The 12,115-nt window shown below is 61.3% G+C and carries 9 protein-coding genes; 2 read left to right on the top strand and 7 right to left on the bottom strand.

What is annotated here, in order from left to right:
- Positions 1-82: 82 nt before the first annotated feature.
- The 4 genes from KVQ82_RS22290 to speB all read right to left on the bottom strand — a co-directional run bounded on the left by KVQ82_RS22290 (position 83) and on the right by speB (position 4,597).
- Positions 83-1,462, bottom strand: a complete 1,380-nt coding sequence (locus tag KVQ82_RS22290; RefSeq protein WP_041070225.1) for a sodium:solute symporter — start codon at positions 1,460-1,462, stop codon at positions 83-85.
- A gap of 185 nt (positions 1,463-1,647) precedes the next feature.
- Positions 1,648-3,159, bottom strand: a complete 1,512-nt coding sequence (locus tag KVQ82_RS22285; protein WP_222015949.1) for a cytosine permease — start codon at positions 3,157-3,159, stop codon at positions 1,648-1,650.
- Positions 3,160-3,213: 54 nt separating this feature from the next.
- Positions 3,214-3,636: a nuclear transport factor 2 family protein gene (locus tag KVQ82_RS22280; protein WP_222015947.1), complete on the bottom strand. Its 423-nt coding sequence runs from the start codon at positions 3,634-3,636 to the stop codon at positions 3,214-3,216.
- Between the two features lie 10 nt (positions 3,637-3,646).
- Positions 3,647-4,597, bottom strand: coding sequence for an agmatinase (gene speB / locus KVQ82_RS22275; RefSeq protein WP_003222717.1), 951 nt, complete (start codon positions 4,595-4,597; stop codon positions 3,647-3,649).
- A gap of 357 nt (positions 4,598-4,954) precedes the next feature.
- Between speB and KVQ82_RS22270 the strand changes: the two genes are divergently transcribed.
- Positions 4,955-5,848: a LysR family transcriptional regulator gene (locus tag KVQ82_RS22270; RefSeq protein WP_041070221.1), complete on the top strand. Its 894-nt coding sequence runs from the start codon at positions 4,955-4,957 to the stop codon at positions 5,846-5,848.
- 5 nt (positions 5,849-5,853) lie between these two features.
- On the top strand, positions 5,854-6,450 hold the full coding sequence (locus KVQ82_RS22265) for a tRNA-uridine aminocarboxypropyltransferase (protein ID WP_222015945.1): 597 nt from the start codon (positions 5,854-5,856) through the stop codon (positions 6,448-6,450).
- Positions 6,451-6,594: 144 nt separating this feature from the next.
- Here the strand turns inward: KVQ82_RS22265 and KVQ82_RS22260 are convergent, their stop codons facing one another.
- The 3 genes from KVQ82_RS22260 to KVQ82_RS22250 all read right to left on the bottom strand — a co-directional run bounded on the left by KVQ82_RS22260 (position 6,595) and on the right by KVQ82_RS22250 (position 11,812).
- Positions 6,595-7,956 carry an HlyD family type I secretion periplasmic adaptor subunit gene (locus KVQ82_RS22260; protein ID WP_145593293.1) on the bottom strand — a complete coding sequence of 454 codons (1,362 nt, stop codon included), beginning with the start codon at positions 7,954-7,956 and terminating at the stop codon, positions 6,595-6,597.
- Positions 7,957-8,151: 195 nt separating this feature from the next.
- Positions 8,152-10,314 (bottom strand): type I secretion system permease/ATPase, encoded by a 2,163-nt coding sequence (locus KVQ82_RS22255; RefSeq protein WP_041070215.1) that lies wholly within the window; start codon positions 10,312-10,314, stop codon positions 8,152-8,154.
- Positions 10,315-10,453: 139 nt separating this feature from the next.
- A complete protein-coding gene (locus KVQ82_RS22250; RefSeq protein WP_047292413.1) occupies positions 10,454-11,812 on the bottom strand; it encodes a TolC family outer membrane protein in 1,359 nt (452 codons plus the stop codon).
- Between the last annotated feature and the right edge of the window lie 303 nt (positions 11,813-12,115).

Raw genomic sequence — 12,115 nt, 5'->3', positions numbered from 1 at the left:
ACCATTTCTCCAGACGTAAAAAAACGGGTGTGGCAACCGACGCCACACCCGTCGAAGAAAGCATCAAGTCGTTACGTAAAGCTTAGATCGCGCTCGCCACCGTCGCCGGGCGAGGGGAGACCAGGCTGACCACCACAAAACTCACCAGGCCCACAGCCAGGCTGTAGTAGATCGGCGTGTTCGCATCCAGACCGTCCTTGAACATGAACAGCAGCGCGGTGGCGAAACCCAGGCCCATGCTGGCAATGGCGCCGGCGGTGGTCGCACGTTTCCAGAAGATCGCGCCGATCAGCGGAATCAGCATGCCGCCGACCAGCAGGTTGTAGGCCAGGGTCAGGGCGCTGATCACGTCATTCACCACCAGCGCAATCCCCAGCACCACGACACCGGTCAGCAACGTGAACAGGCGGTTGACGCCTAAGCTCGACTGTTTGCCGCCGCGCAGTTTCGGCAGCAGGTCTTCGGTCAGGGTGGTGGCCGCGGCGAGCAGGCCGGCGCTGGCGGTGGACATCATCGCCGCCAGTGCCGCAGCGATCACCAGACCACGGATGCCGTCCGGCAGCGACAGTTTGACGATGGCGGCGAAGGCGTTGTTGACGTTGTCCAGATCCGGGATCAGCACGTGCGCAGCCATGCCGATCAGCGCGCAGGCCAGCCCGTAGAGGATGCAGTAGATACCGGCGATGCTGCCGGCGTACTGCGCGACTTTGGCGGTCTTGACGGTGAACACCCGTTGCCAGATGTCCTGACCGATCAGGATGCCGAAGAAGTAGATCATGAAGTAGGTGATGATCGTGTCCCAGCCGATGGTGGTGAAGTTGAACGCCGCTGCCGGCAGCTTCAGCACCAGTTCGTCCCAGCCGCCGACGCGGTACAGGCAGATCGGCAACAGGATGAACATCAGGCCGACGGTCTTGATGATGAACTGGACGATGTCGGTCAGGGTCAGCGACCACATGCCGCCGATCGCCGAGTAGATCACCACCACGCCACCGCCGAGCAGCACCGAGATCCAGAACGGCAGGCCGAACAGCACTTGCAGCACGGTGCCGATGGCCAGGATCGAGGTCACGCCGATCATCAGTGCGTAGGCCAGCATGATCGCCGCGCTCGCCGAGCGGGCCATCGGGTTGTAGCGTTTTTCCAGCACTTGGGTAACGGTGTAGATCTTCAGTTTCAACAGCGGTTTGGCGAGGAACAGGTTCAGCGCGACGATGCCGCAACCCAGTGCCGCGCACAGCCAGAAGCCGGAAATACCATGCACATAGCCCAGACGCACGGTGCCGACGGTGGACGCGCCACCGAGCACGGTCGCGGCCATGGTGCCCATGTACAGGCTCGGGCCCAGGTTACGCCCGGCAACCAGAAAGTCCTCGTTGGTCTTGGCCTTGCGCATGCCGTAGTAGCCGAGCAACAGCATGCCGGCGGCGTAGATGAGGACGACGAATAAATCCAAAGCCATGATGGCGTGTCTCCGATTGTCTTTTTTATGTGGAACGCTGAATCGAATGCCTCTCTGTGGCGAGGGAGCTTGCTCCCGCTGGGCTGCGAAGCGGCCCCAACAGCTTCATTGCGACTGCTGCGCAGTCGAGCGGGAGCAAGCTCCCTCGCCACAAGAACTCCAATCCTTCAAATTTTCTGTGTGAATCAGGCCGCTTGGCGCAGTGCCGATTTTGCTTGCGCCGCCGCGCCTTGGCTGCGCACATCCTGCGGTCCAAACACCTCCCGCGGTTCCGGGAACAGGCTCAGCAGCGTCAGATACACCACCGACGCCAGGCCCAGGGTTACCGGCAGGCTGATGTCGATACCACCGGCCAGCTCGCCCAGCGGGCCGACGAACTGCCCCGGCAGGTTGACGAAGCACAGGCCGACCGCCGCGCTCGGGATCCATGCACCCAGGCCACGCCAGTTCCAGCCGTGGTTGAACCAGTAGCGTCCGCCTTGCTCGCCGCGAGTGAACACTTGCAGGTCATCCGGGCAGTAGAAGCCGCGACGCACCAGCAGGCCGATAATCATGATCACCATCCACGGGGTAGTGCAGGTGATGATCAGCACGGCGAAGGTCGACACGCTCTGCACCAGGTTCGCCGCAAAGCGCCCGATGAAGATGAAAGCAATCGACAGCACGCCGATCAGCAGCGTCGCCTTGACCCGCGACAGCACCCGTGGAAATACGCTGGACATGTCCAGCCCGGTGCCATACAGCGAGGTGGTGCCGGTGGACATGCCGCCGATCACCGCAATCAGGCACACCGGCAGGAAGAACCAGCTTGGCGATACCGCCAGCAGGCCGCCCACGTAGTTGTTCGCCGCGATGTAGTCCGGCGCCTTGATCGCGACAATGGTCGCGGTGCTCAGGCCGAACAGGAACGGGATGAACGTGGCGATCTGCGACAGCACCACGGCGGCCATGATTCGCTGCTTGGAGGTGTCACGCGGGATGTAGCGCGACCAGTCGCCGAGAAACGCACCGAAGGAAATCGGGTTGCTCATCGCCACCAGCGCCGCGCCGATGAACGCTGCCCAGAAGCCCGGTTGCCCGAGGTTCACGGTGCCTGCGTAGTTGACGTCGAAAGGACCGGCGAAGGCGAAGATGCCCAGCAGGAACAACAGGCTGGCGCTCCACACCGCGATCTTGTTCACCCACAGCAGAAAGCGAAAGCCGTAGATGCACACGGTCAGCACCAGAATCGCAAACAGACCGTAGGCCAGGCCCAGGGTCAGGTCGGTTTCCGGCAGACCGATCAGGCGTTTCGCCCCACCGATCAATGCATCGCCCGAACTCCACACCGAGAGCGAGAAAAACGCGATGGCGGTCAACAGCGACAGGAACGAACCGACGATCCGCCCGTGCACGCCGAAGTGCGCGCCGGAGGACACGGCATTGTTGGTGCCGTTGATCGGGCCGAACAGGCCCATCGGTGCGAGGATCAGCGAGCCGAGCAGCACGCCCAGCACAATCGCCCAGACACCGGCCTGAAACGACAGGCCGAACAGTACCGGGAAACTGCCGAGCACGGCGGTGGCAAAGGTATTGGAACCACCGAAGATCATCCGGAACAAGTCCGTCGGGCCTGCGGTGCGTTCGTGGTCCGGGATCTGTTCGACCCCGTGGGTTTCAATTTGCGTAAGGCTTTGGTCGTTGTTGTTGTTATTCATGATCTGCTCCGATCATAAAGGCGCGCTCATCGTGCGTGAGCGTCACCTGTTTGGCTAAGGGGGTGGCAGCCCTTCCGGCATTGCGGACAAATGTTCGTGGCAGGCCAGCCAATGGCCTTGTTGTTCTAGGCTCGACGTTTGTTTGCGGAAAACAATCGTCTCGCGCTCCTGGCTGAAGTGTTGCTCCCCTTGCATGCGCAGCTCGGTGGCCACGTCATGGATAAACACCGCCACGTCACCTTGCAGGCTGACGAAGGCGTTGCTCGAAGTGCACGACAGCACTTCAAAGCCATCCTCGGCGCGCCAGCTGTCCCACAACGCCTGATAGGCATCGCGCGACAGCAGCGGCTGTTCGAGGGTGTAAAACACGAAGCTTGCGTCGGCGCTGAACGCGTCGAAATAAGCTTCGCGATCGTTACGCGCGAAGGCGGACACCAGATCGGCAGCCGCTTTCAACACCTGATCACGTTCGTTCATGGCCGAACCCTCAGCGGTGGACCACGCCAGGCAGTACGCAGAGCATTTCGTACAGCAGGTTGGCGGCCAGCAGCGAGGTGTTGCCGGTGGTGTCGTAAGCGGGCGAGACTTCTACCAGATCGCAGCCGATCAGGTCGAGGCCCTGACAGCCGCGAACGATTTCAATCGCCTGAATGGTCGTCAGACCACCGATTTCCGGGGTGCCGGTACCTGGCGCCCAGGCCGGGTCGATACCGTCGATGTCGAAGCTCAGGTACACCGGGCCGCCGCCGACTTTCTCGCGCACTTCGGCCATCAGCGGCGCCAGCGACTTGTGCCAGCACTCTTCGGCTTGTACGACGCGGAAGCCCTGATCGCGGCTCCAGTTGAAGTCGTCAGCGGTGTAGCCCTGCGCGCGCAGACCAATCTGCACCACGCGGTCGCAGTCCAGCAGACCTTCTTCGACGGCGCGACGGAAGGTTGTGCCGTGGGCGATCTTCTCGCCGAACATGTGATCGTTGACGTCGGCGTGCGCATCGATGTGCACCAGACCGACCTTGCCGTGCTTCTTGTGAATCGCCCGCAGGATCGGCAGGGTGATGGTGTGGTCGCCACCCAGGGTCATCGGGATCACGTTGTGCTCGAGGATGTTGTCGTAGGCTTCTTCGATGATGCGCACGGCGTCGAGCAGGTTGAAGGTGTTGATTGCCACGTCACCGATGTCGGCAACCGACAGCGAGTCGAACGGCGCGGCGCCGGTGGCCATGTTGTACGGGCGGATCATCACCGATTCGGTGCGGATGTCGCGCGGCCCGAAGCGGGTGCCGGGGCGCAGCGAAGTACCGATGTCCAGTGGCACGCCAACGAAGGCAGCGTCCAGGCCGGCAGCGGTCGGTACATGGGGGAGTCGGAGCATGGTGGCGATGCCGCCGAAGCGCGGCATTTCGTTGCCGCCCAGTGGTTGGTGAAGAATCTTGTCCACGGGTAGGGCCTCATCGTCTTTGTTTTATTTATGTCGGCGCACCGTCGAGCACAGGTTCGGACGCCGCTGTGGGGCCGATTCTGCGAAATGTAGTGCGGCGGAAGAATCGCTACGGGCAAAAACTTAGTTCAGATTTTTCTAAACTAATGGCGATGCCCGGGATAGACTTCCCGAACCCGTACCGATACCCCGTGGCGAGGGGATTTATCCCCGATCGGCTGCGCAGCAGTCGTAAAGTCGTTGCTCGCGACTTCCCGGATAGATCGGTTTGCAGGCTTGGGGCGGCTTCGCCACCCATCGGGGATAAATCCCCTCACCACAAAGTCATCAGCGTTCGACAGATGTTTGGAGAGCCGCATGGCCAACGCTTTACCCGACCTGAAACTATTGCGCATCTTCGTCAGCGTGGTCCGGCATCAGGGTTTTGCCAATGCGCAGCAGGAACTCAACCTGTCGACCTCGGCGATCAGCACCTACATGAGCCAGCTCGAAGCGGCGCTTGGTCTGGTGTTGTGTCATCGCGGACGGGGCGGGTTCAGCCTGACCAGCAAGGGCGAGCTGTTCCATCAGGAAACCCTGCGCCTGCTGGCCGAACTTGAAGGTTTCGAGCAATACGCTGCTGCACTCAAGGGCGAACTGCGCGGTACGCTCAATCTCGGGGTGATCGACTCCACCGTCAGCGATAAGGCCTTGCCGTTCGCCGAAGCCATCGGCGCTTATAGCCAGGAGCACCCGGCGGTGCATTTGCACTTGTCGGTGATGAGCCCCTACGAACTGCAACTCGGTGTGCAGGACAACCGCCTCGATCTGGCCATCGGCGCGTTTTCCACGCGCATGAGCGGCCTGGTGTACATGCCGCTGTACCGCGAGCAGCACTGGCTGTATTGCAGCAGCCGCCATCCGTTGTTCCACGAGCGGCGGATTCCCGAGCAGGTCATCACCCAGCAACGCATGGTCGGCCGTGGTTATTGGAGTCAGGCGGAACTGGCGCGCCACGGTTTCAAACACAGCGCGGCGACCGTGGAAAGTATGGAGGCACAGCTGATTCTGGTGCTGTCCGGCGCCTACATCGGCTACCTGCCGGAGCACTACGCTCAGGCCTGGGCCGACAAAGGAGACTTGCGCGTGTTGCTGCCGGCGACCTTCGGTTATCAGGCGCCGTTTTCGATGATCATGCGCCGGGGCCGCAGCCGCGAACCGCTGATCCAGACCTTCCGTGATTTGCTTAAAGCTCAGCTCAATCAGGCATAAGAACCATGTCCAGACCCCAATGTCCGCGCTGCCTGCGTCCACAAAGCCACTGCCTGTGCCCGCTGATCCCGAACCTCGACAGCCGCACCCGCGTTCTGCTGTTGCAGCATCCGAGCGAGGTTAACCATGCGTTGAATACTGCGCGGTTGGCGGCGCTGGGTTTGGCCAATGCCGAGTTGATTGTCGGTGAGATATTCGAGGATCTGCCGGCGCTGCTCAATCGGCCGGGATATCAGGCGCGGTTGCTGTTTCCCGCCGACGATGCACAGCCGCTGCAGGCTTACCGCGAATCCGCTGAACCGTTGTTGCTGGTGGTGCCGGACGGCACCTGGCGCAAGGCGCGCAAGATGCTCCACCTCAATCCGCTGCTGGCGGCGTTGCCGCGGGTGACGCTGGCGCAGGGCGGGGTATCGCGCTATCGGTTGCGCAAAGCGCCGGGGCCGGGGGCGTTGTCAACGATTGAGGCGATTGTGCAGGCGCTGGACACTCTGGAAGCGCCGATGACGTTTGCGCCGTTGCTCAAGCCGTTCGAGGCGTTGATCGAGGGGCAGATTGCGGCGATGGGGGCGGAGGTTTTTCAGCGCAATCATGGCGACAGATAGTTGATGTCTGGGCTGGCCCCATCGCTGGCAAGCCAGCTCCCACAGTGTCCGTGTCGAACACAAAATCTGTGAGCACCTCAGAACCTGTGGGAGCTGGCTTGCCAGCGATGAGGCCAGTCAATTCACCACCAGATCCAGAAACTTCTACCGCTCGCGCATCGCCTCGGTCCGCGCTTTCAGCACCGGTTTCAGCAGGTAATCCAGCACACTTTTCTCCCCGGTAATAATGTCCACCGTCGCCACCATGCCCGGAATGATCAGCAGCGGTTTCACATCGCCGCCCAAATGGTTTTTATCGGTGCGCACCTGAATCAGGTAGAAGCTGTTGCCCTTGTCATCGGTAATCGTGTCGGCGCCGATCAGCTCCAGTTTTGCGCTCAGCCCGCCGTAGATCGTGTAGTCATAGGCACTGAACTTGACCATGGCTTTCTGGCCCGGATGCAGGAACGCGACGTCTTGCGGACGCACCTTGGCTTCGATCAGCAGGTTGTCTTCCAGCGGCACGATTTCCACCATGTCGCTGCCCGGCTGCACCACGCCGCCGATGGTGTTGACCTTGAGCTGCTTGATCACCCCGTGCACTGGCGAAGTCACGGTGGTGCGGCTGACGCGGTCGTCGATGGCGATGCTCGAGGCGGTGATTTTCGACAGGTCGGTGCGTTTCTGATTGAGGTCTTTGGCCGCGTCGGAGCGGAAGGTCTGCTCCGATTCGTCGATCTTGCTCTTGATCTCATTGATCGCCGATTCCGCCCGAGGAATCGCCAGGGTCGTCGCATTCAGCGAACCGCGAATCTCCACCGCGCTGCGTTTGAGTCGCAGGATTTCCACTGGCGATACGGCGCCGGTGCCGACCAGAGGCGACGACATGTTCATCTCTTGTTGCAACAGCGCCAGGCTGGAACTGTACTGACCTTGCTTGGAACGAAACTCCGCCAGTTCCTGAGTTTTCTGCCGCAGCTGTTCAGTGAGGGTGCGTTGTTCGCTGGCCAGTCGACGCTGGCGCTGGTCGTACAACGCACGTTCGTCTTCGGCCACTTGTGGCGCCTTGCTGACGACTTCGTCCGAGAGTTTCATCGGCCGCCCTTCGGCTTCAGCCGACAAACGTTCGACCTGCGCCATCAACGCATAACGGTCGGCCTCGCTCTCGCCCTTGTTCGACAGAAAACGCGTGTCATCCAGGCGCAGCAACTTGTCGCCCTTGTTCACCATTTGCCCTTCACGCACGAAAATCTCGGTGACGATCCCGCCCTCGAGGTTCTGGATCACCTGGACCTTGCTCGACGGAATCGCCTTGCCTTCGCCCATGGTCACTTCTTCAAGCACCGCGAACTTGGCCCAGACCAGCGCACTGATCAACAGCGCCGCCGCCAGCCACACGGTGATCCGCGACCAGCGCGGCGAATCCTGCAGTGCAGCGCCGGCGGTTTCCGGCATGAACTCGGCTTCGGCGCTTTTGCCGAAACTGTCGAAGTAGCCGCGTGATTTGCTATCTGAAGATGCAGACATGGGGCGATACCCCTCAGTTAAGAAACATCAAACCGCACAACCCATGCGTCGCCCGGAACACTTACTTGTGGTGAGGGGATTTATCCCCGATAGGGTGCGAAGCGCCCTCAGAGTCTTTGGGGCCGCTGCGCAGCCCATCGGGGATAAATCCCCTCGCCACAGGTTTTGTGAGAGCCATAAATTATGTTCACGCATCTAAACCGCCGCCGAGCCGACGCGGCCCTTGCGCAGTGCATCGATGACCGCTTCTTTCGGGCCGTCGGCGACGACCCGGCCGTTGTCCAGGACCAGCAGCCGGTCCACCAGGCTCAGCATCGAGGTGCGGTGGGTGACCAGCAGCAGCGTCTTGCCTTGCACCCAGCCGTGCAGCTTCTGGCGCAGCAGGTCTTCGCTGCTGTTGTCCATGGCGCTGGTGGGTTCGTCGAGCAGCATGATCGGCGGGTCGAGCAGCAGCGCCCGGGCCAGCAACACCGCTTGGCGCTGGCCACCGGAGAGCAGTTGTCCGCGCTCGCCCACCGGCCGGTCGAAACCTTGCGGATGCTGTCGCGCCAGTTCGGTAACGCCGGTCAGTTCAGCGACTTCGAGCATGCGCGAGTCGCTGATGTAGCGGGCGCCGAGGGTCAGGTTGTCGCGCAGGCTGCCGGCCAGCAGCGGCAGGTCGTGGGCGACGTAACCGATCTGCTGGCGCAGGTCGGCGACATCCAGTTGCCGCAGGTCGAGGCCGTCGAGCAGCAACTGGCCTTCCTCGGGTTCATAGAAACCCATCAATAGCCGCGCCAGGGTGCTTTTGCCCGAGCCGCTGCGACCGATGATGCCGATCCGCTCGCCGGGTTTCATGCTGAAGCTGACGTTGCTCAGCGCCGGTGCATTCTGACCGTTGTAGTGAAAGGTCACGCCACTGACGTCCAGCGCACCTTGTAGCTGTGTACGTTCCAGTGGCCGCTGCTTGCCGTCACGCTCCTGCGGCAGGCCCATCAGCGCGTCGGTGCTTTTCATGGTCAGTTGCGCTTGCTGGTAGCGGGTGATCAGCCCGGCGATCTGTCCCAGCGGCGCGAGCACACGGCTGCCGAGCATGTAGCTGGCCACCAGCGCACCGACGCTGAGGTTGCCGGCGATGATGCTGTAGACCCCGGCAACGATCGTCGCCATCCCCGAGAACTGTTGGATGAACAGTGTGCCGTTGGTCGCCAGCGCGGAGAGGTTGCGCGCATGGCTGTCGAGGCGGGTGAGGGCGCCGTGAGTGCTTTCCCATTTGTGCTGGCGCTCGCTTTCGGCGCTGCAGGCCTTGAGGGTTTCCAGGCCGCCGAGGGTTTCGATCAGCAGCGCCTGCCGCTCGGCGCCGAGGCTCAGGCTTTTCTGCACGGTGTCGCGCAGGCGCACCTGAATCGCCAGAGCAAAAATGATCGTGATTGGAAACGCCAGCAGCGGAATCACCACCAGCCAGCCGCCGAGCAGGCCGATCACCACCAGCATCAACACCACAAAGGGCAGGTCGATCAGGCTGGTCAGGGTCACGGCGGTGAGGAATTCGCGCAGGCCCTGAAAGTCATGAATGCTCTGGGCGAAACCGCCGATGGTCGCCGGCCGGGCCTTCATCGCCATGCCGGTGATGCGTTCAAATAAAGTCGCGGAAAGGATCACGTCGGTTTTCTTGCCGGCGGTGTCCAGCAGGTGCGCGCGCACCACCCGCAACACCAGCTCGAAACCGGTGCCGATCAACAGGCCGATCGCCAACACCCACAGGGTCGAGGTGGCCTGATTCGGTACCACGCGGTCGTAGGTCTGCATGACGAACAGCGGCACCATCAGGCCCAGCAGGTTGATCAGAAAACTGGCGAGGATCGCATCGCTGTACAGCCATTTCGACAGCTTCAGCGTGTCGCGAAACCAGGCGTGGACCCGCGGCACCAACGGTGAACGCAAGTCTTCAAGTTCGTGGCGCGGACGCGCGAACAAGGCTTGACCGCTGTAGTGCTCGGCCAGTTCTTCGCGCTCGACCCATTGCTCGCCGCCATCGGCTTCGCTGGGCAGGATCAGCGCCTTGCCGTCATCGCCAAAACGCCGCAGGACGGCGGTGCGCCCATCCTTGAGCAGCAACAGGATCGGCAGATTCAGTGCAGAAACATCCTTCAGTTCTCGCCGCAACAGGCGCGCCTGCAAACCGGCCCGGGCCGCTGCACGGGGCAGCAGGTCCAGGCTCAGACGTTGCTTGTTCAGGGGCAGCCCGGCACTCAGGCTGGCGCGACTGACCGTCGCGCCGTGGAGCTTGCAGAGGATCAACAGACCGTCGAGTAACGGGTCATCGAAGCTCAGCCGCGGATCGATCCCGGTGTGTCCACCTTCGGCCATGCTGGTCATATTGATCGCCCCTGTTGAACGGACTCGACTATCGACACATCTCCCTGTAGGAGCTGCCGAAGGATGCGATCTGTTGATCTTGATCTGCAAAAACAACATCAAAAGATCGCAGCCTTCGGCAGCTCCTACAGGGGTTACTTCATTTCAGCTCAGGCAGGCGCGCTTCGTTTTTGACTTCGGTCGCCGCGATCGCATCCGCCGGCAGCACCACCCGTTGCTTGCTCAGCAACTGGCCCATGTTCGCCAGCACGCGGTACATCGAATATTCCTCGGTGTAGCGGATTTCGGTGTAGCGGCGGTTGGCGTTGTAGAGCTCGTTTTCACTGTCGAGCAAGTCGAGCAGGGTGCGTTGGCCGAGGCCGAACTGATCCTGATACGCCGCGCGCACGCGTTTGGTGGTCTCGGCGTATTCACGGGCGGTCGGGGTCTGTTTGTTCGCGTTGACCATGGCGTTCCACGCCAGGTGGATGTTCTCGTTCAACTGGCGCAGGGCGTTGTTACGAATGTCCATCGCCTGGTTGATCTGGTGCGCATCGGACGCCAGTCGGGCCTTGTCGCTGCCGCCACGGAACAGGTTGTAGTTCATGATCACGCCCACGCGCCATTCGTTGTCGTGGCCCTCATCGCCTTGCACGTTGTTGTTCGCACCCACCGCCGCTTCGGCATCGAATCGAGGATAGAACGGCGACTTGGCAACTTCGTACTGGCTCTCGGCTGACTGCACGTCCGCCTGCGCGGATTTCAGATACGGGTTGTTCTCGACCATGCTCTGCTGGGCTTCAGGCAGGCTGGTGGGAATTTCGCCGCGGGTCGACGGTGGTGCTTCGAGTTCATCGGGCATGCGCCCGACCACGGCGTAGAAGTTCGATTCGGCGTCGGCCAGATCGACTTCGGCGGTGTCGAGGTTGTTTTGCGCCAGCGCCTTACGGGCGACCGACTGATCGGAGTCGGCGGTACTGCCGATGCCGCGCTGGGTGCGCAGGCCGATCTGATCATTCACGCGCAGGTGCGCTTGCAGGTTGTTCTTGGCCAGGGTCACCAATTCGCGCCGCTTGAGCACTTCGAGGTAGACCTCGATTGTGCGCAGCGCCAGATCCTGGGCGGTGCCTTGCGCGTAGTAGGCGCGCGAGTTGGACACGCCCTTGGTGCGCTCGACTTCATTGGCCGTGTTGAAGCCGTCGAAGATCATTTGTCGCAGTCGCAGTTCCGACTGGGTGTAATTGAGAATTTCGGTGTGGTGATTACCGAAAGCCCGGGTATTGGTGTTGTCGCTATAGCCGCGCCCGTAGGCGGCATTCAAGTCGACGGACGGATAGAAGCCGCCCTTGGCCACTTTCACTTGCTCATCGGCCGACAGTTTGGCGTCCACACGCGAGGCGAGATCCGGGTGGGTGGCAATGGTGCTCTGGATTGCTTCGGTCAGGTTCATGGCCTGGGCTTGAGAAGTGCAAGCCATGGCCAGCAAAACCGCGCTGCAAAGGGGGGTTAAAACGCGCATGGGGTGCATCTCCCTGGTCCTGATGGTGTGTTACTGTCGCCAAATATTTGACGATAATTTAAGGTGTAAGCGTTTCACTCTTGTAACAACAGAGCTAAGAACATCCTGAAGCGTAGCTAAGAAAAAATTTTCATAAGGCTTATGCCGAAAAAAACTTATGCGCTTGGCCAAAATCGGCACATTGTTCAGGACGAAAGCCTTTGTTTATGCGCTTCAGGGAGCACGGAGAGGCTTGAGGAAAGTTCCATTCACTTTGCGACATACGGCGAAGTAATGCTGAAGGGGAGGGACGCGTAGCGGCAG

Source organism: Pseudomonas sp. AO-1 (assembly GCF_019775695.1).
Taxonomy (GTDB): Bacteria; Pseudomonadota; Gammaproteobacteria; order Pseudomonadales; family Pseudomonadaceae; genus Aquipseudomonas; species Aquipseudomonas parakoreensis.
This window is presented reverse-complemented; position numbering and strand designations above follow the sequence as displayed.

Coding starts and splice junctions, on each gene's coding strand:
- KVQ82_RS22270 (WP_041070221.1), top strand. CDS start 4,955: ATGGCCAACGCTTTACCCGACCTGAAACTATTGCGCATCTTCGTCAGC.
- KVQ82_RS22285 (WP_222015949.1), bottom strand. CDS start 3,159: ATGAATAACAACAACAACGACCAAAGCCTTACGCAAATTGAAACCCAC.
- KVQ82_RS22280 (WP_222015947.1), bottom strand. CDS start 3,636: ATGAACGAACGTGATCAGGTGTTGAAAGCGGCTGCCGATCTGGTGTCC.
- KVQ82_RS22290 (WP_041070225.1), bottom strand. CDS start 1,462: ATGGCTTTGGATTTATTCGTCGTCCTCATCTACGCCGCCGGCATGCTG.
- KVQ82_RS22250 (WP_047292413.1), bottom strand. CDS start 11,812: ATGCGCGTTTTAACCCCCCTTTGCAGCGCGGTTTTGCTGGCCATGGCT.
- KVQ82_RS22265 (WP_222015945.1), top strand. CDS start 5,854: ATGTCCAGACCCCAATGTCCGCGCTGCCTGCGTCCACAAAGCCACTGC.
- KVQ82_RS22260 (WP_145593293.1), bottom strand. CDS start 7,956: ATGTCTGCATCTTCAGATAGCAAATCACGCGGCTACTTCGACAGTTTC.
- KVQ82_RS22255 (WP_041070215.1), bottom strand. CDS start 10,314: ATGACCAGCATGGCCGAAGGTGGACACACCGGGATCGATCCGCGGCTG.